The sequence below is a fragment of the Clostridium sp. DSM 17811 genome, assembly GCF_018861905.1.
Lineage (GTDB): Bacteria > Bacillota > Clostridia > Clostridiales > Clostridiaceae > Clostridium_AD > Clostridium_AD frigoriphilum.
Window position 1 is genome coordinate 18,880 of record NZ_JAHLDU010000029.1, and the last position, 21,231, is coordinate 40,110.

11 protein-coding genes are annotated in these 21,231 nt (G+C 29.5%); 10 read left to right on the forward strand and 1 reads right to left on the reverse strand.

Features of this window, described 5'->3' with window-relative positions; all coding sequences use genetic code 11:
* Nucleotides 1-13 precede the first annotated feature (13 nt).
* From KPL44_RS21255 to KPL44_RS21270, 4 genes are all read left to right on the forward strand, one after another.
* Nucleotides 14-2,089 (forward strand): Ig-like domain-containing protein, encoded by a 2,076-nt coding sequence (locus tag KPL44_RS21255; protein ID WP_216254500.1) that lies wholly within the window; start codon nucleotides 14-16, stop codon nucleotides 2,087-2,089.
* Between the two features lie 329 nt (nucleotides 2,090-2,418).
* Complete coding sequence (locus KPL44_RS21260) at nucleotides 2,419-5,217, forward strand: leucine-rich repeat domain-containing protein (protein ID WP_216254503.1); 2,799 nt, start codon at nucleotides 2,419-2,421, stop codon at nucleotides 5,215-5,217.
* 77 nt (nucleotides 5,218-5,294) lie between these two features.
* Complete coding sequence (locus tag KPL44_RS21265) at nucleotides 5,295-7,844, forward strand: DUF5050 domain-containing protein (RefSeq protein ID WP_216254507.1); 2,550 nt, start codon at nucleotides 5,295-5,297, stop codon at nucleotides 7,842-7,844.
* Nucleotides 7,845-8,066: 222 nt separating this feature from the next.
* Nucleotides 8,067-10,610: an Ig-like domain-containing protein gene (locus KPL44_RS21270; protein WP_216254510.1), complete on the forward strand. Its 2,544-nt coding sequence runs from the start codon at nucleotides 8,067-8,069 to the stop codon at nucleotides 10,608-10,610.
* Nucleotides 10,611-11,368: 758 nt separating this feature from the next.
* On the opposite strand, the gene KPL44_RS21275 is transcribed toward KPL44_RS21270, so the two are convergent.
* Nucleotides 11,369-13,519: a transglutaminase-like domain-containing protein gene (locus KPL44_RS21275; protein ID WP_216254513.1), complete on the reverse strand. Its 2,151-nt coding sequence runs from the start codon at nucleotides 13,517-13,519 to the stop codon at nucleotides 11,369-11,371.
* Nucleotides 13,520-14,464: 945 nt separating this feature from the next.
* Here KPL44_RS21275 and KPL44_RS21280 point away from each other — a divergent pair.
* The 6 genes from KPL44_RS21280 (at nucleotide 14,465) to KPL44_RS26105 (ending at nucleotide 21,030) form a co-directional block, all read left to right on the forward strand.
* Nucleotides 14,465-14,893: a tyrosine-type recombinase/integrase gene (locus KPL44_RS21280; RefSeq protein WP_216254516.1), complete on the forward strand. Its 429-nt coding sequence runs from the start codon at nucleotides 14,465-14,467 to the stop codon at nucleotides 14,891-14,893.
* A 2-nt stretch (nucleotides 14,894-14,895) separates the two neighbouring features.
* Nucleotides 14,896-15,348, forward strand: coding sequence for a tyrosine-type recombinase/integrase (locus tag KPL44_RS21285; RefSeq protein WP_331703021.1), 453 nt, complete (start codon nucleotides 14,896-14,898; stop codon nucleotides 15,346-15,348).
* A 50-nt stretch (nucleotides 15,349-15,398) separates the two neighbouring features.
* Nucleotides 15,399-16,079 (forward strand): hypothetical protein, encoded by a 681-nt coding sequence (locus KPL44_RS21290; RefSeq protein ID WP_216254519.1) that lies wholly within the window; start codon nucleotides 15,399-15,401, stop codon nucleotides 16,077-16,079.
* A gap of 950 nt (nucleotides 16,080-17,029) precedes the next feature.
* Nucleotides 17,030-19,627 carry a hypothetical protein gene (locus KPL44_RS21295; protein ID WP_216254522.1) on the forward strand — a complete coding sequence of 866 codons (2,598 nt, stop codon included), beginning with the start codon at nucleotides 17,030-17,032 and terminating at the stop codon, nucleotides 19,625-19,627.
* Nucleotides 19,628-19,780: 153 nt separating this feature from the next.
* Nucleotides 19,781-20,212 carry an Ig-like domain-containing protein gene (locus KPL44_RS21300; protein ID WP_216254525.1) on the forward strand — a complete coding sequence of 144 codons (432 nt, stop codon included), beginning with the start codon at nucleotides 19,781-19,783 and terminating at the stop codon, nucleotides 20,210-20,212.
* Between the two features lie 329 nt (nucleotides 20,213-20,541).
* Nucleotides 20,542-21,030: a transposase gene (locus KPL44_RS26105; protein ID WP_367302963.1), complete on the forward strand. Its 489-nt coding sequence runs from the start codon at nucleotides 20,542-20,544 to the stop codon at nucleotides 21,028-21,030.
* Nucleotides 21,031-21,231: the final 201 nt, after the last annotated feature.

A 21,231-nucleotide genomic window follows, 5' to 3' on the forward strand; every position in this document is an offset into this window, starting at 1 on the left:
GGGGGGAATACAAATGGTAAATAAAAAATTATATAAGGGATTGTCAAAGCTTGTAATAGCTGTAATGATTGTATTATCATCGGTTAGTGGTATTGCTCATGCAGCAACAGGTGATATTATTAACACTACAAATCAAAAGATGTATAGTATCACTTCTTCAAACGATATAAAGGCATTAATTGCAGATTTAAAAGATGGTGGTGGAGATGTATTTTTAAAAGAAGATAGTAGTGGTAAATACTATAATCCGAACAATATATTAACTGCTCAAACAGCAGTGATAGTTAAATTACTTAAAGCAGCAAATGTAAGTCTTACAGATCCAACGGCAATAAAAACATATATAAAAAATAATGCGGCTTCAATAATGGCTGATGTTAAATTAGAAACAGAGAAGGTTGCTACTCAAACAGTAGATACTAGTAATTATACAACTCCAACAGTTGCTAATTTAACAGTTAGCTCTGTTAATGCGATTAATGATACAGCAATGGTAGGTGATACTTATACATTGTCAACAACAGTAGCAGCAACCTTATCAGATGGAACAACTAAAGATTTAGCTGTAACATGGGACAAAGTAGCAAGTACAACAGTAGCAGGAACTTACACATTTATTGGAACTTTAGTGACGGTAGAGGGAGTAGTAAATACAAATAATGTAACCGTATCGGCTACATTAACGGTAGCCGCACCAGTAGTAATACCAACTGTAGCTACAGTAAGTGCTATTAATGGTTCAATTACAGTTGTTTTTAATAATGCGTTGACAGTAGCGCCTGTAGTAGCAGATTTTGCTGTAACTCAAACAAGTGGAACTGAAGTGATAGTACCTACAAAAGTAATAATGGATTCAACAATGAAGATAGCTACGTTAACAGTACCAATAGTTGCTGTAACAGAAGCAGAACAAAGTATAGTTTATGGAGTATCATACAAGAGTGCAGCAATAGTTAACGCAGCTCCATTTATTGTTACGGTTCCAGTTGCTAATTCGACTATAACGGGAACAGTAAAAAATTCCGATGGTACACCTGCAACAGTAGGAAGTGTAGAAATTACGCCACAAAATGGGGATGATGGATTCGAGGTCAGTATAAATAATGGTAGCTTTACAAAAGGAGGACTAGCTGATGGGGCATATGAGGTAATTGCCGTTGAACCTAAAGGTAGTCAATTTGCAAATTCATTATATAAATCAATTATAATAACAAAAGGGGTAATATCATCAGAGTCAGGTAATAATATAGAATTAAGTTTTACAAATCCTTTAATAACTGTAGCAGTTAAGAATCCAGATGGAACATCTGGAACATCAGGAATTGTAATTATATATTCTGTAATTGGGCAAGGTAGCAGTTATGGAGTGATAAATAATGGTGAAGTCATAATAGGTGGGCTAGCAGATGGGGTATATAATATGGCGGCTGATACATATGGAGACAGTCAATATGCTAATTCAGTAATGAATAAAATTACAATAATAAATGGAAAAGTATCGCCGGCAACAGATGCAAATGTTGAAGTAAATTTTACTAATCCAATGATCACAGGGATAGTAAAAAATCCAGACGGAACACTAGCAACTTCAGGACACATATCCGTATATTCGAAAACTGGTGGCATGATCAGTGCAAGTATATATAATGGTAAGTTTTTAATAGGTGGGTTAGCAGATGGAATATATTATATAACAGCCTATCCTCGTGCAAATAGTCAATTTACAAATTCAATAACTAAAATGATTACCATAACAGATGGAAAAGTATCACCAGCAACAGATGCAAATGTTGAGGTAGATTTTACTAACCCAATGATCACAGGAATAGTAAAAAATTTAGATGGATCTCTAGTAACTGCTGGGAACGTGTCTATATCCTCACAAGATCGTAGTTTATTAATTAGTTTATCTATTAATAAAGGTAAGTTCCTAATAGGCGGTTTAGTGGATGGTGTATATAATATAGTTGCTTTTTCAGATGAAAAGGGACAATATGTTGGTTCAATAATCAAGACAATAACAATAACAGATGGTAAGGTATCACCAGCATCCGATGCAAATATTGAATTAGATCTTATAGCTCAATAAACAATAAAAGCATTAGAAATAAAAAAAATGTTGAATATACAAGGCTGTAAAGTAATATAGATTCAACGCATACAACTAGTACGTATAACTTAGCCATAAAAACTAAAATTGTAAAATTGAAAGGGTACTCATATTAAGTGAGTATCCTTATTAATTGTTTCTAAATGTATTAGAGAAATGTTTGTATGTAACTATAAAAATAAGTAATACAATATACGATTATTACAGAGTAAGTTATTATCATGGAATAAATATTAATAATATCCTTATATATGTGTTTATTATATATTATGGTATTATTAAACATAATATAGGGGGCTTAAATGCAAATGTTAAATAAAAAATTATATACGTGGTTGTCAAAATTCATAATAGCTGGAATGATTGTGTCATCATCAGTTAGCGGAGTTACTCATGCAGCAACAGGGGATATTATAAATATTACAAATAAAAATATTTATGATGTCACTTCTTCAAAAGATGTACAAGCATTAATAGCAGATTTAAAAGATGGTGGTGGAGATAAATTTTTAAAAGAAGATACTGATGGAAAGTACTATAGTCCAAATGATAAATTAACTTCTCAATCAACAGAAATAGTTAAATTACTTAAAGCAGCAAATATAAACCTTACAGATCCAACAGCAATTAAAACATATATCAAAAATAATGCTGTTGCAATGATGGCTGATGTTAAAGTAGCAACTGATAATGTTGTGGCGCAAACAGTTGATACCAGCAATTATACAAAGGTGACATCAGTTTCAGATATAGCCGTTAAATCAGTGAGTGCGATTAATGGAACAATAAATGTTACATTTAATAATGCTTTAACATCTATGCCTAGCATATCAGATTTTGCTATAACTCAAAAAAGTGAAAATGGAGATGTAACAGTAATTCCAACATTTGTAACAACTGATCTAACCATGAAAATAGCCACATTGATATTGCCAATGGTAGACCCTATAAAGACAGAGCAAAATATACTTTATGGAGTATCATATGAAAGTGGTGTGATTGTTAATTCTGGAGCATTTATAGTAGAAAGTCAAACAGATAGTAGTACGATTGTAACATTTCCAGATGAAAATTTAGAACAAGTAGTTAGAGATTCAATTAATAAACCCACTGGAGATATTTTTAAAAGCGATGTTATCAACATTACTACGTTAACAGATTACAATAATAGTATAGCAAATCTATCAGGAATAGAAAAATTGTCAAATCTAGAGAATATAGAATTTTATCCAGTAAAAATTTCAGACATTGCCCCTCTTAGTGGATTAACTAGATTAAAGAGTATTTCTTTAAGTAGAAGTGAAAGTTTTGGTGAGCAAACTATTACTGATATTAGTCCATTAAAAGGATTGACTAATCTTACATATTTATGGTTAGGAGGTAATTATGTCACTGATATTACTGCGCTACAAGGATTAACTAAATTAGAAACTGTTGGTTTAGGTAGAAATTATGCTTCAGAACAACAAATGATTCAGGATTTTAGCCCCTTAAAGGGATTGACTAATTTGACCGAGCTAGAGCTAAGTGGAAATAATTTTACAGATACAAGTATAATAAAGGAATTTAAAAATTTAAAATATTTGGACTTGTCAAGAGGCGATTCACCGACAAATAAAATAATTACTGATTTTAGTTTTTTAAGTGTATTAACAAATTTAGAGAGTCTTAATTTATCAAGGTGTGGTTTTAAAGATATTAATTTACTAAAGGGATTATCTCAATTAAATGATCTTAGTTTGTATTATAATAACATAACTGATATTAGTGCAATAAGTAATTTGAAGAATCTAACATCCTTAAATTTGTTAGGGAATAATATTGTTAATATTGATGGATTAAAAGGATTGACTAATTTAACAACGTTGGACTTGCGTTGGAATCAAATCAGTGATGTAGCTGCCGTAAGAGGACTTACTAACCTGACATATCTACAGTTAGATGGTAATCACGTTACAGATTATTCACCAACAAGTTCATATTATAAAAATTTGTTTAGTCCAAATTTTACATTAGATCCTTTAGAGATTCAATTAGCTAGTGCTTTTAATGGTCTAATATCTGTTACATTTGATTATGCTTTAGCCAAAACACCTAGCATATATGATTTTGTTACTACTCAAACAATTGGAGGTGTAACTACAACAGTAATTCCTACAGGAATAACAATGGATTCAACAATGAGAACAGCTACACTTAGAGTGCCAATGGTTGTAGCAACAGCAACAGATCAAAGTGTGGTTTATGGATTATCATATAAGGGTGGAACGGTAGTTAATTCAAATACATTTACAGTAGCAAAAGCTATTGATAACAGTACGATTGTTACGTTCCAAGATAAAAACCTGGAACGAGCAGTTAGAGATAATATAAATAAACCAATTGGAGATATTATGAAAAGTGATGTAGATAAGATAACGGAGTTATATGCTTCTAAGTATCAAATAACCAATCTTTCAGGAATAGAAAATTTATCGAGTTTGACCATATTAGATTTAAATGGTAACCAAATAAGTAATATAGACGATTTAAAAGGACTTACTAATTTAACTAGTTTGGTGTTACTTGATAATAAAATTACAAATATAGATGCTCTAACTGGACTTACTAATTTGGGATTTTTAGATTTATCGAATAATCAAATAAATAATATAGACAATTTAAAGCGACTTACTAATATATTTAATTTGGGATTAGATAACAATCAAATAAGCAATATAGATCTCTTAAAGGGATTTATTAAGCTTGAACAGTTGCAATTATATGGGAAAAAAGTAAGTGATATAACCCCCTTAGAGAAGCTTACAAATTTAAAAAATTTGAATTTAGCTATGAATGAAATAACAAATGTAGATGCCTTAAAAGGACTTACTAGTTTAAACTTTTTAGCTTTAAGCAATAATCAAGTAAGCAACATAGATGATCTAGAGGGACTCACTAATTTGTTTACAATGTATTTAGATTATAACCAAATTTCAAATATAGGTGTATTAAAGGGGCTTACGAATTTGACTGAGTTATATTTAAGTGGAAATAAAATTACAGATTATTCACCAACGAGTTCTTATTATAGCAATTTGAATTATAAAGATTTTACGTTGCAATAAAAAATTAATACCATCAGTTACAAAAACAAGAGGAAGCGATCCAGAGTTAAAACATAATATAAGGGGGCTAAATACAAATGATAAATAAAAAATTATATAGTGGGTTATCAAGATTTATAATAGCTTCAATGATTGTGACTTCTGTTAGCGGAGTTGCCGATGCAGCAACAGAAGATATTATAAATACTACGAATAAAAAGATTTATAATGTTACTTCTTCAAAAGATGTACAAGCATTAATAGAAGATTTAAAAGACGGTGGTGGAGATCAATTCTTAAAAGAAGATACTGATGGAAAGTACTATAGTCCAAATGATAAATTAACTGCTCAATCAAGAGAAATAGTTAAATTACTTAAAGCAGCAAATGTAAGTCTTACAGATTCAACAGCAATTAAAACATATATTAAAAATAATGCTGCTAAAATAGTAGCTGATGTTAAAGTAGAAACGGATAAAGTTGCGACTCAAACAGTAGATACGAGCAATTATACATCACCGAAAGTTGCTAATTTAACAGTTAGTTTAGTTAGTGCTATTAACGCTACTGAAACATTAGGTGATACATATACATTACCTACAACAGTAACAGTAATTTTATCTGATGTAACAACTAAAGATTTAGCTGTAACATGGAATAAGGTAGCAAGTACAACAGTAGCTGGAACTTATACATTTACAGGTGTATTAACAATGGTTGCTGGAGTAGTTAATACAGATAATTTAACAGTACTAGCTACCTTAACTGTTAATGCACTTACTGCAGATAATACTCCATTATATCTCGGTGAAGTTAATGGAGGCACTTTTTCTTCAAGAGATGAACTTGCAATTAATGATAAAGAAAATGTATATTACTATAAAAACACAATAGACCCCAAGATTAAAGTTGTTTCAGCAGATGGAAGTACTCAAAGCAATATTAGCAATACAGGAACAATTAGTGATTTTTTAGTTGATGCAGGGTGGATATATTATACGAGTTCTGAGAACTATAGTCCTTCAGGTTTATCAGGTAATTTATATAGAATGGCTATTGATGGAACACAGAATAGTATATTGTGTAATTATGTTACCTCTTTAGAATTAGTTAAATATGGTTCGGTTTATTATCAAGATTTTTCAGTTAGTGGAAGTGTAAGTTTATATAAAATGAATTTGGATGGATCTAATAAAATTAAAATACTAGATAAAAGCTCTTGTCAGTATCAATCATTAAGTGTCATTAACAATTACATTTATTATATTAATTATGCAGATTCAATGAAGCTTTACAGAGTAAATGTTGATGGTACTAATAATGTAAAAGTTTTAGATGATCCTATTAGTTCATATTATTTTTATAATAATAATATATATTATTCAACTGAAGATTCTATTTCCCATTATACATATCTTTACAGAGCCAATTTAGATGGTATTTCAAAAGTAAAATTAGGAGAAACAGCTTTAATTATATGTGGAATAGATAACGAATGGATATATGGAATTGATTCTAAGAATAGTTTAGGATTAGTTAAAACAAAGTTAGATGGTTCTGGTTTAACAATAATTAGATCAACTCGAAGTTACGATAAAATTAATGTAAGTACTGATTGGATTTACTATATTAATGATGATGACAATGATAGTTTATATAAAGTAAGAAAGGATGGCAATGAGAATCAAAAGATATCAAATAGTAGAAAATATAATGTTTATAACGATTCTGTATTTCTTTTAGATGATAGTGCAGACAGAAATTTATATATTAGTAATACTACATTAACTAATACTATAAAAGTTTCAGATGATAATATGAAAAACATTGTGATAGTTGGTGACTGGATCTATTATACCAATTCTGATGATAATAATAAATTATACAAAATAGGTTCAAATGGGGTTAATAGACAAAAACTATGTGACGATAACATGTCGTTTGGATTTAAAATAGTGGGAGATTACGTCTATTATATTAATCATAGTAGCTACGATCAATATTATAAGATTCGTACTAACGGAACTGAAAGAGTGGCAGTAAAATTTACACCTATGTTCAATATAGTTATTTCAGATGGCTGGATTTATTTTAGTAATAATTATACTACAATTGATGGCTCACTACATAGAATGAAAATTGATGGTACTAATGAAGAAATAGTTTCAAAAGATAAATTATCGGATTATGGTATAAATGCAATTTTTATTAAAGATGATTATATTTATTATATAAATAAAAGTGATAATGACAGTTTTTATAGGGTTAATAAAGATGGAACTGGAAAAATTAAAATTTCAGATGATTATATGGTCGATGCTATTTTTGAAAATGGATGGATTTACTATGGGAATAGGGACGATGATTGGAAACCCTATAAAATTAAAATTGATGGAACAAATAAAACAAAGATATCTTCTGATAATTTTTATAATTTTACCGTTAATGATGGATTCATATATTATAAAAATTATAGCAATGGAAATTTGTTAAAAATCGGAGAAGATGGTACTGGCAAAATGCAGTTAACTAATAATTCGGTTAGTGCATTTTCTGTTACAGGGGATTGGATTTATTATGACACATATGACCAACTTAACTTTTACAGAATGAAAAAAGATGGTACTAGTAGGGTGCAAATAAAGTAGTTCTGTTTTTTAGGTAACGGTATGTGTTCCATCACTTACCCTTTATCCTTTAAAAAGTAAAAAAGAGGCTGTCTTATAAAATTTAACTTAAAGTTTTTCATATTTTATCCGATTATTACATAGTAAGTTATTATAATGGAATAAATATTAATAATATCCTTACATATGAGGTTAGTATATATTATGGAATTATTGAATTTAATATTGGGGGGCTAAATACAAATGAAAAAGAAAAAATTATATACAGGGTTGTCAAAGTTCATAATAGCTGTAATGGTTGTATCATCATCACTTGGCGGGGTTGCTCATGCAGCAACTGGCGATATTATAAACACTACAAATAAAAAGAGCTATAATGTCACTTTATTAAAAGATATAAAAGCATTGATATCAGATTTAAAAGACGGTGGTAAAGATGTATTTTTAAAAGAAGGCACTGATGGAAAGTACTATAATCCGAATGATATATTAACTGCTCAATCTGGGGAAATAGTTAAATTACTTAAAACAGCAAATGTAAGCCTTACAGATCCAACAACAATTAAAACATATATCAAAAATAATGCTGCTACAATAATGGCTGATGTTAAAGTAGAAACGGATAAGGTTGCTACTCAAACAGTGGATACGAGTAATTATACAACTTCAACAGTTGCTAATTTAACAATTAGTTCTGTTAGTGCTATTAATGCTACTGCAACTGTAGGTGATACTTATACATTACCTACAACGGTAACAGCTACATTATCAGATGGAACAACTAAAAGTTTAGTTGTAACATGGGACAAGGTAGCAAGTACAACAGTGGGGGGAACTTACACATTTGTTGGGACTTTAACAACTGTAGATGGAGTAGTGAATACAAAAAATATTAATGTAGCAGCTACATTAGCTGTTTCCAGTGTTATTAGTGATAATACTGATATAACAAGTAGGTTTACTGATAAAAACTTTAGAAATGCGGTATATACTCTGATAGGAAAAACTAGTCCTGAATCAATACTTTATTCGGATGTGAAAGATTTAAAAACGTTAGATGTAGATGGTAAAAATATAAGTAGCCTGAGTGGTATTGAGAATTTTACAGCATTAATTTTTTTAACTTGTGATAATAATAAACTAACAACCTTAGATGTAAGTAAGAATACAGCATTAAATATTTTAGATTGTTATTCTAATCAACTAACAACCTTAGATGTAAGTAAGAATATAGCATTAAGTAGTTTAGATTGTAATAATAATCAACTAACAACCTTAGATTTAAGTACAAATACAGCATTAGATAGTTTAGGTTGTTTTAATAATCAGCTAACAACCTTAGATTTAAGTAAGAATACAGCATTAACTTTTTTAACTTGTGATAATAATAAACTAACAACCTTAGATTTAAGTAAGAATACAGCATTAAATACTTTAACTTGTGATAATAATAAACTAACAACCTTAGACTTAAGTAAGAATACAGCATTAAATATTTTAAGTCTTGCTATTAATCAACTAACAACCTTAGATTTAAGCAAGAATACAGCATTAAATACTTTAGATTGTGATAGTAATAAACTAACAACCTTAGATATAAGTAAGAATATAGCATTAAAAACTTTAGAATGTAGTTACAATCAGCTAACAACTCTTTATTCTATTAATGATACTTGGTATACTTCAAGTTATAGAACTCAGTATACAGATTCAAGTCAGACAACTACTACAGATAGTTTAGTTATAACAAATCCGACAGTTGCAAATTTAACAGTTAGTTCTGTAAGTGCAATTACTACAACAACGAATATAGGTGATACTTATACATTACCTACAACAGCAACAGCAACGTTATCAGATGGAACAACTAAGAGTTTAGATGTAACATGGAATAAGGTAGCAAGTACAACAGTTGCTGGAACATATACATTTACAGGTACATTAACAATGCCATATGGAGTAATGAATACAAATAATATAACTGTATCAGCTACATTAAATGTTTCCAGTAATATTAGTGATAATACAGATATAACAAGTAAGTTTACTGGTGAAAACTTTAGAAATGCAGTATATACTCTCATAGGAAAAACTAGTTCAGAACCAATACTTTATTCTGATGTGAAAAACTTAGAAACACTAGATGTATCTGATAAAAATATAAGTAGTTTAAGTGGTATTGAGTATTTTATATCATTAACTAGTTTAAATTGTTACTCAAATAACTTAACAACGTTAGATGTAAGTAAGAATGTGGCATTAACTAGTTTAGAGTGTTTCTCAAATAACTTAACAGCATTAGATGTAAGTAAAAATACTGCATTAACTTCTTTATACTGTAGCGGTAATTATTCAGTAACAACATTAGATGTAAGTAAAAACAGTGCATTAAGTGAGTTTGACTGTAGCGGTGATGAATTAACAACATTAGATGTAAGTAAGAATGTGGCATTAACTTATTTTGAATGTAGTAGTAGTAAATTAACAACATTAGATTTAAGTAAAAATACTGCTTTAATTCAGTTGGTATGTAGCAATAATAAATTAACAACATTAGATTTAAGTAAAAATATTGAATTAACTTATTTGTTCTGTGACAGTAATAGCTTAACAACATTAGATTTAAGTAAAAATACTGCTTTAATTTCTTTGGAATGTAGCAATAATGAATTAACAACTCTATATTCTATTAAGAATACTTGGGATAATTCAAATTATAAACCTCAGTTCACAGATTCAAATAAAAAAACTACCACCGATAATTTAGTTATAACGATTAAAAATTAGAATTATAAAATTAGGACACTAGAAATAGTGTCTTTTTTAATGCAAAAATTATAGAAAGGAGATTTTAATTGTAAGCGATGGAACAAACACCGTAATGTAAATTAACTTCCCATCGACTACTTTGATAAAGTAGTCGATGGGAGGCAGCACTTTCGCTTCATTAATAAACAAACCCATAAAATTCTCCCTATACCATATCTCCTATAATTCTTTATATAAAAAGCATTTCAATACATTTAATAACTTGCACATCATCTTTTGATTCTTCTTCAGAAAAATCATAATGTTTTTGGGGATGACTTCACATAGGTGATGAGGTTTTACCACTTTTATCTTCAAGACGAGCTATTCCAAATTCATTGTATTTTCTTGATATTGAGTTATCATGTTATGAAATCTAAACCCAAGTTTTTGGAAAGGGCCTTTACTCCACATTCAGTTCCACTATTGTATCTTTCAATTACATTAATTTCAAATTCAATAGAATAAACATTCTTTTTTTGACCATAAGAAAACCCCCTTATTTAGTCTACACTACTTTTTAGTTTAGTGTCCACTTAAGGGGGTATAGTTCAACACGGTTCTACTTTATTCCAACCAAGATTCTTTTTTTACTTAACATTTGACTTAATAATTACTTGTACAGCATTTATTCTATTGGTTAAATTTGTTTTCTCAGTGCTTGATATTATCCTACTGATTAATATTTTAGCGGAATTAACATTTACTTGAAGCTTACTACCTTCAGCTTTAATTACTTAGGTTGTAGCTAATACTATTGCGGCTCTCTTTACATTAGCTGTAATAATTATTTGTACAGCATTTGTTCTATTGGTTAAATTTGTTTTCTCAGTGCTTGTTATTATCCTACTGATTAATATTCTAGCGGAATTAACATCTACTTGAAGTTTACTACCTTCAGCTTTAACTACTGCAACTGTAGCTACTGTTATAGCTGTATTGTTGATGTTTGCAGTGACTATTACTTGTACTGCATTTATTCTATTGGTTAAATCTGATTTTTCTATACTTGTTACCATTTTACTAATTAATATTTTCGCAGCATTAACATCTAATTGAAGATTACTGCCTTCTGCTTTAACTACTGAGCTTGTAGCAATTTTTATTGCTGCATCTTGTGAAGTAGCGTTGGTTTCATTAGTTACAATGACTTTTAAAATTGAAACTAACATTCTTTGTAGTGATGATTTATTAGTTCCATCTTTTAAATTATTAACCGCAATCAAGGCTATATTATAGTTATTTCTAGTTGGCGTTTGATAAGCTATTGCTGAAAGCCTAGTAGCTTCAATTATATTTCGGTATTCAATCTGGATAGAATCATTAATTGTTTTTAGTAATGCATCAATCCTAGATAACAATGATGCTTTATCAGTACTATCGGGTAATGCTACCACCAAAACTTTTGCTGAGTCTAAATCTGATTGTAATTTAGAAGTTTCTGCCTTAGTTACTGCGCTTGTTGCCGTTACTAATGCATTACTATTAGCTGTAGAATTATCAATTGTCTTTTGTAATGCATTAATTCTAGATAATAATGATGCTTTATCAGTACTATCGGGTAATGCTACCACCAAAACTTTTGATGAATCTAGATCTGATTGTAATTTTGAAGTTTCTGCACTAGTTACTGCACTTGTTGCGGTTGCTAATGAATTACTATTAGCTGTAGAATCATTAATTGTCTTTTGTAATGCATCAATCCTAGATAATAATGATGTTTTATCAGTACTATCGGATAATGCTACTACTAAAACTTTTGCTGAGTCTAAATCTGATTGTGATTTAGAAGTTTCTGCCTTAGTTACTGCACTTGTTGCCGCATCTAACGCATCATTTGATGTATCAACTACATATAAAGCAGCCGTGCCTACGGTACTTATAGAAGGTTTATAAACCGTTGAACGATCGTAACTTGATGAAACGGAAGTCCCTCCTACATAATCATATCCAGTTGCAATGTGTTCTGCTGGGGTAAGAGCTTTTCCAAAATAGTTTAGTAAATCACTATCTGATGGTGCTCTTGAAAATGATACTGTGGGCTCTACAATTGTCCATCCATAGTTAGGGAAGTAAACTTCAGCCCACATATGTCGTTCAGATGTTACATCAATTGTTGTACTGCTTCCACCATTCCAATTTCTATATCCACTAACTGTCCTAGATGGTATTCCACTAGCTCTGCATAAAGCAACATATAGTTCAGAGTAATCTTCGCATACACCTACTTTATGGGCTAATGCACTAACGGCACCTGTATTAGCATATGGTGAATTTAAATCATAGGTCATACTAGTATTTACAAATTTAAATATTGCGAATGCTTTATCATATTGATTTGTAATGTTCTGAGTTAAAGCCTTAGCTTTTGCCTGAATTCCTGCATCATTAACTTCTATTTTTACAGCAGCCTTTAAATAATCGGTATAATTAGGTAATCCACTATAAGCAGCTGTTATTGTTGATTTATCTATATTATAATTGATAGTTCCAGTTGTGAAGGTTCTTTCAATAGTTATAGTATGAAAAGTATTTGGAGCCGTACTACTGATTAAATCTGTTAGAGTATAAACTCCATTTGCATCTTTAGACACTGTTCCCTCAGACACCTTAAAGTCACTCATACTTAATATATAAGGTGAGAGCACATCAGTTCCTAAGATTATTGTAGCTTTGGTATTTAGTAAGTTACCACTGTCTCCATTTTTGGTATTAGTGATAACATAAGTGTTAACTAAGCTATACTTTTGCAGAACATTTAAAGTGGGATCAGTAGCCCCGAAAGTAACTGAAGCAAATCCAATTGTTAAGCTGAAAGTTACAGTTAACATTAATATTAATTTTGATATCTTTGAGATTTTAAATATTTTTGATATCTTTGTAATCATTTTTTCCATCCCCAATCAATTTTTCATATTTACATTTTTTGTTTTTTTACGATTACAAATTATATTAGCCACTCAGGATATAAGTCGGAATTCTCATTATTTTTTTCTCCCATTTTGGACCTTTAATAGCCAAAATTTTTATATTTTAATGTGTGTCTGTATATATAGTATCGAGATAAATATAAGAAACTGTATTTAAATGAATAAATAATTAGAAAGAAATGGTTTAAATGTTATACGTTGTTGAACTTATTGACGTAGTTTTAGGTAAATCATATGTATTAATGGCTAGTATGGATAATATATGTTAATTTGTATTATCTAGTCTTACGCTTCTTTATAAGAAAGATTAAAACGAAAAGAAAGAAATCAATTCAATATATTTAAAAACGAAAACTAAAATTTTGAATGAAAAAGTCTTTAATAAAATCAAAGAAAACGTGATTTACACAGTATAATTTAAATAATTATTTATAGAGGCATTTTTATAAAAAAAATTAAATTAATAAAGAAGATGAAAATTAATGGTTATTAAAGCTAAAACATTGGTGGATAAAATATGATTAATATTTTAAAGGTAAAAATATTCTATTAACAAAACAACAAAGTGAAGCAGTTGAATTTTATAAAGTAATTTATTTTGTTTTTGCAGTCCCTTTTATTGCTTTTATAAGGTTACTAAATGAATTTTAATTATTTATAGGGGTATCAAGTGTATTTATTGAAAATAAATAAAAATAATTCTCTCGTTTTTTATATTTTTTTGAGTTTATAGCTATCTATTAGTACAGCGACAATAATTCTTATCTTTATAGGATGTTTATACGGTTAATTTTAATTAGTGCAACAATAAAAGTTGAATTAATAAACATTATATGTTAACTTTAATATAAACATATCTATGTAAGCATAAGAATCGCCCAAAAAAATTATGAGGTGATATTTATGTTTTTTTCAAATGCAGTCGAAAAATTTATTGCTAATTTTCAAATTACTAACAGATCTCCACAAACAGTTATCGGATATCGAAAAGAGTTAACATATTTTATGAGATTTTGGGATGGTAAAAACAATTATCCGCCAGAATTAGATGAGGTAACTGATTCTGATATCGATGAATATCTTCAATATAAAACAAATAAAAAACTGGCTACAGCTACTATTGCAAGAGCACTTAACATTTTAAATAGTTTTTATAATTTTCTTTGCAAAAAAAGATTTTGCAATATTAATCCAGCTTTTTATGTGGATTCTATAAAAGTTATTAAAGCAAGAAGACAGTTTCTAACAGAAATTGAATTTGAAAAAGTATTGGATAATACAGTAAAAGTATTGATGAAACAATATTTTCTACATTTTACAACATTGGCCTAAGAATTTCCGAATTAACAAATCTTAAAATGGAAGATGTAGATTTAAAAGATAAGGTAATACATGTTATCGGTAAAGGCCAAAAATATAGAAAAATACCTATTAGCAATAAGCTTTATACTATACTAATAGAATATTTGGATAACAGGAAAAGTAGCAGTAATTATTTTTTTGTTACAAGGGTTACAGCAAAAGTTTCCAACCAATATATAAATTTATGCTTAAAAGAGGCTGTTAAGAAAGCAGAAATTAATAAGGATATAAGTTGCCACTCGCTACGTCACTCCTTTGCGTCCAATCTTTTATTAAAAGGAGCGACCATACAGGATGTAAGGGAACTTATGGGGCATGCGGATGTAAAAACAACATCTATTTATTTGCACTCTATAGCAGAAAATTTAAGAAGTTCGGTTAATTTATTATTATTATTATTAAAACAAAGAAAGATGAAAGAATAAAAGATATACTGGATGCTACAAAAGAATATAAAATTGAAGATGTGGCAACTATGTTTGGGTATAAAAATTCAAAAGCATTAAAAAGCGTGATGAGTAGAGATGGGTATAGTTGGAATGGATTGGAAAATTCATTTAAAAGTAAAATAGTAGAAGATAAAAGTAAAATATATGCACCACCTGCAGCTACATTAATTGGGAAAATAGTAAATAACTTAAGTAGTAATGATGGAAATTTAAAAGACACATTAGGTATAACAAGTTTTAAAACTGTAGCCCAATTAGCAGAATATATGAAAATTCATAATTATAATTGGGACAACAGCATTAAAAATTATGTGCAGGTTTCCACCATTAATTATAATTTAGAGCAAGAAGAAAATAAAAAATCAAATGAAAATGTAACAAGACCAAATGAAAAAGTTCAATTTAATCAAAATCAAAATGATCATGATACACTAGATAATGAAAAAATGTTGAATTTTATAATAAATAATAAAGATCAGATAAAAGGATTGTTAGAAGAAAATTGTGGGGCAAATAATATGCCTAGGTATTGTGTTGCGGGAAGGAACATAACTAAATCCTTATACATGATTGATACAGTTTCAGACTTAATTGCAAAATTTTCTATAGAAAAGCATATAACGCAAAGGGAAATGGCTTCAATTGCATTTATTGAATTTTTTAAAAAGTATGGTTATGAACAGAAAATTAAAAATATTTTTAGGTAATTGAGACTTATAAAAAGCATAATTAAAGTATTTACAACAGATAGTTAGTATTAAATTACTTAGCTATCTGTTTTTTTATTGAAATTAGTTATTCTAAATTTATATATTATATAGTTAGATGTTTTTATATCATTTAGAGATTATCATTAAGCTAAGTAAAAAATGGATGTAATTAGGCAAATTAGAGATTAACTAAATAGACATACACTAATATAAATATATGTTCAGGATTATTATTTTTGTATAAACACTATATTAGTCTTTCTGGGAACATAGCTTATATTTAGCTGTGGTGCTATGAAACAGTAGTTGGTAATATAATTGTTAACGTATCAATAAAACGCTTAAAAACGGTTTATACGTGTTTAAATGGTATGTATTTAAAACGAGTTAAATACATAGCTTGAATTGTAAGTAAATAGATGTCTAAATACCATAATCCACTATTTATATACATCAGTGTTTCACTTAGTAAGTTTATTGATTTGATACTTGTAACGTAGTAGTATCAGCGTATGTGGAATAATGAATAAAAATATTCGAGGAAGGGAAAGGCACTGTATCTGAAAGGGGTAGGTATTGACGGTGAAAACGTAAAAGTTAATAACTAAATTTGAGATAGTGAACTAAATCTTACTTAGAAAGCATTTTTATAGTTGAGTAGTTAATTTGACCTAATTTTCTTTTACATCTGCGAAATTACAATCTTTATTAATATTTTTTTAGGACTGTGTTAAATCTTAATATATATTAGATATTAATCTCTTATATTAAGCAAGGAATTATTAATTAACGTTTATATCAGTTTATTTAAGAAAAACTAATTTATAAAAAATGTTCATAGGACAAGTTTAGAGTTGTTTTAAATTATTTTAACCTTAGAGCAACAAATGTAAGGTACATTCATATTCGATAGAACTAGAAATATCAACGGTTTAGGTAGTATTTGTATGCTGAATTTTATATGTGTACTAAGTGCCATTGCTGCTAATAGATTTAAAGTGATATTCAGCAGCTCGCCAGCAGATACAAGCAAAGTTAAATTTGTAGTGAAAGGAACAGCTGGAATAGCTGTAACAACAATTGCTACCTGGAATTCATCTAATACGGAAGCTACATTAACATGTCCCTACAATCTAAATGCTGATACTTATTCTGTGAATGTAAAGAATGATATTATAGATTTAGGAACAAGTAATGTGGTAATAAATCAACAAGAAGTTGCAAAGATTGATATTACTTCAACTAGTTTAGGAATCGCTAATACTAAATATGCAGGAGTTATAACTCAGACTGGATATGCAACTTATGTTGTATTAGACCAATATGGAAATGATATAATGAATTCATCTTTAGCTAATAACGTAGCTTTCCAAACTGGTGTAGGTACTATGGGAGCAAGAGCAGGATTAATTAGTATAGTACCATCTGCTGGGCTGAATCTTATGGCATTTACGTCAGGAATAGTAATAAATGCCTTTGATGAAAGCACTACAGTTTCCACAAGTGTTACATTAACTGTATCTACACAAGTTGGTACATTAAGCGATATGGTTTTAGGTTCAGCATTAACAAATACAAATGGCAAAGTTTTAACTGCAGGAGATACGACAGATATATGGTATATTCCTTATACAGCAACAGATGTAAGCGGTAACCCTAAAACGAATTACACTTTTATTAAGAATGGTCTGATATTAGACGATAATAATAATTTTACTACATCAATTCCATATGTAACTGCTCGACTTGAACAGGATCCAACAGATTCAACAAAAGTGGCAATTGCAGTAAGAGCTTATCTTGATACAATATCAGCAGATATGCCACTTGTAATTACCTCTAGAACCTGCTCAGGAAAGACTTCACAAATAAGTCTTACACTTAAGAAACAAGCAGCATTAGATACACTTAGATTAATACCTCCAACTGAAGACGTAGCTTCAGGGGAATCAAAGGATATCTTATTTACCGCTGCAGATCAAAATGGAACTATATTAACTAAATATGTGGATCTAGTAGGTTTAGTCACATTAACAAATGCAATATTAATCAAAAATGTTGATGGAACTGCTTCAGTAAGGAATATGCCAATTACCAATACAGGTACGGCTTCTGTACCAGAGGTCATATCAGCAATGACAGCAACAGGTCATAAAAGCTATATAACTATTAAAATTCAGCCCGCTGTTATACCTGGACAAAAAATAGCTGAAATCAATATAACCTCTTCAAAACTAGGAGTTACTAATAGTAAAGTTGGAAGTAATATAACCCAGACTGGTTATGCTAATTATAGTATATTAGACCAATTTGGAAATAATATAACAACTTCGAATCTGGCTAATAATATAACTTTCAATACTAGTGTAGGTAATATTACTACAGCAAGAGGGTTACTTACAATAACACCAACTACAGGCCTAGATTTTATGGAAATTCCTTCAATAACAATAAATGGTCTTGATTCGATTACTGGTGTTTCGACAAGTGCAACACTCGTGGTATCTACTCAAGTTGACTTATTAAGTGATATAAACCTTTTAGCTTTAACAAATGCTGATAATAAAGTTTTAACCGCTGGGGATACAACAGATATATTTTATGCTACTTATAAAGCAACTGATATGAGTGGTAATCCTACAACAGATTATAATACTGTTAAGAATGGTTTAATATTAAATAATAGTAATCAATTGACTGCATCAAATCCATATTTAATTGCTCAAATTGTACAGGATCCAAAAGATTCTACAAAAGCAGCAATAAAAGTAACCATACCTACTGGTAATATTTATATGGATATGCCAGTAGTAATTACGGCTACGACTAAGACAGGGAAAACGTCACAAATAAGTCTTACACTCAAGAAACAAGCAGAAGTAGACACATTTACATTAATGACTCCATCTCAATATATAGTATCAGGTGAATCAAATGATATTCCGTTTATAGCAAAAGATCAAAATGGAGCTGTATTAACGAAATATAGCGATATACGTGGGTTCGTCACATTAACAAATGCAGTATTTATTAAAAATGATGATGGAACTGCTTCAGTAAGAAATACTCCAATTATTAATAATGGAATAGTTTCTGTGCCGGATGTTATATCAGCAATGACGCGATCAGGACATATTAGTAGTATAACTATTGACATTCAAAAGCCTGCTGTAGCTGACTTATTAATTTTAGATAATACAAAATTTAAAACTACTATGCAAGAAAATTTAAATACTGCCAGTGGTGATATTCAACATGCAGACTTTGGATATGATAATGGGGGATTAACTGTTAAAGATCAATATGGGAGAAATATAGATATGACTACAAATAACGATATTCCGTACAAGGTAATAGCGATATCTAGTAACACTTCAGTAGTAAGTGTATCAGGCTTTGCAAGTACAGGACAAAATGAAATATCTATCAAAGCAGGTAAAGTAGGAACAGCAACAGTTATATTTCAATTGATTGAAATAAATAATCCAACAAATATTCTCGATACAAAATCAGAAACGTTTACAGTTATTAGTGTAAATGATTGAAGTAATACTGCTCTCAATAGTTCTTTTGAGAGTAACACATCTATTAATGCACATCTAATTTTAAAAAGGCAAAATAGAAGCTGAATAGGTTTCTTATTTTGCCTTTTTAAAATTAGATGTAACTATTATAGAACAAATATAATAATAACTTAAATGAAAGTAGCAATAACCACATTATCTAGTCTCGATATCCTTGAGGATTACAAACTACACTTTTCAACTGAAAAAGTAGAGGTACCCCTAAACGTGGTTTCAACAAATCCTAAAAATGGGGCAACGGATATAGCTGTTAATACCACACATATACAGGCAAAGTTTAGTGCTAATATAAAATTGTATAGTGCGATGCTTTTTATATACTCGACGGATGATAAGGGAATAAACCTAAATGATAATATGGTCTCAAGTGTAAATGGTGATGGTGAGTTGCTTTTATGCATATTTAAAAAGGCTGATGTTTTACAAAAGAATGATACTGAGAGTTTATTCAATGCAATTTGTGGGAATTTAGATAATAGGCGTGGAACCTTATGGTCAAAAGTGAATGTGGCAGCAGATGTAATTGTTACATTTCCAGATAAGTAATATAGATGATTTAAAGGGACTCACTAAGTTGACTGCTTTATATTTAACTCAACTTTCGCACATGAGTTATTTAGGCGGTAGCCTGTAATTTCAGTATTTATGGTCAAAAAATAGAAGAATATTCTCTTATTTGGTATAATTGAATCACGACAAACAAAAACCAAAAGGGGATGTTCTTCATGAATACAATTATAACAAAAAATGACACTGAAAAACAGTTTAAATCTACAACTGATAATTTTTTTTAGAAAAATAAATTTAATGCTCTTTTAAAGCAATCTAATTTTTCTAAAGAAAAAGGAGTACCTTGTGATTCAATATTTAAATTCATTTTCCTACTAGTATTTACAGGCAAAAACCTCTTTCGTACATTAGATTCTAAAAATACGGAAACTTCATTTGCCAAAGATACTGTATATAGATTTTTAAATTCTACACATTTTAATTGGAGAAAATTTTTACTCTTATTGTCATCTTCAATAATTAAAAATGACATTGAATCATTAACCTCCAAGGATAGGGTAAATGTTTTAATCGTTGACGATTCATTTTATAGCAGGACAAGAAGTAAATCTGTAGAGCTATTAGCAAAAGTTTTCGATCATGTAGATTGCAAATACAAGAAAGGCTTCAGGATGCTTAATTTAGGTTGGTCTGATGGAAATACTTTTCTACCATTAGCTTTTACATTGTTAAGTTCTGAAAAAGAGAAAAATCGTATGTGTCCAATTAATCCTACTACCGACAAGCGGCAGCTTATGCAATACCCGGTACCTATGTTTTATTCGATAGTTGGTTCACCTATCCGAAAACGTTAATAAGAATTTTGGAACTTAAATTTCATACAATAGCTATGGTTAAAGCTATGCCAAAAGTTTTTTACGGTTATGAAGATAAAAAGTTAAATGTAAAATCCTTATATGCTACGCTCAAGAAAAGACGTGGCAAGGCTAAAATTAAAGCATCTGTGATCGTCGAAATTGGTATGGATTCGCAGGCTACGCCTATAAATGCAAAAA

Bases quoted from the DNA above. Each gene is read 5' to 3' on its own strand.
- KPL44_RS21300 (WP_216254525.1), top strand. From the start codon at position 19,781: ATGAAAGTAGCAATAACCACATTATCTAGTCTCGATATCCTTGAGGAT.
- KPL44_RS21295 (WP_216254522.1), top strand. From the start codon at position 17,030: ATGCTGAATTTTATATGTGTACTAAGTGCCATTGCTGCTAATAGATTT.
- KPL44_RS21260 (WP_216254503.1), top strand. From the start codon at position 2,419: ATGTTAAATAAAAAATTATATACGTGGTTGTCAAAATTCATAATAGCT.
- KPL44_RS21275 (WP_216254513.1), bottom strand. From the start codon at position 13,519: ATGATTACAAAGATATCAAAAATATTTAAAATCTCAAAGATATCAAAA.
- KPL44_RS21270 (WP_216254510.1), top strand. From the start codon at position 8,067: ATGAAAAAGAAAAAATTATATACAGGGTTGTCAAAGTTCATAATAGCT.
- KPL44_RS21255 (WP_216254500.1), top strand. From the start codon at position 14: ATGGTAAATAAAAAATTATATAAGGGATTGTCAAAGCTTGTAATAGCT.
- KPL44_RS21265 (WP_216254507.1), top strand. From the start codon at position 5,295: ATGATAAATAAAAAATTATATAGTGGGTTATCAAGATTTATAATAGCT.
- KPL44_RS21280 (WP_216254516.1), top strand. From the start codon at position 14,465: ATGTTTTTTTCAAATGCAGTCGAAAAATTTATTGCTAATTTTCAAATT.
- KPL44_RS21290 (WP_216254519.1), top strand. From the start codon at position 15,399: ATGTTTGGGTATAAAAATTCAAAAGCATTAAAAAGCGTGATGAGTAGA.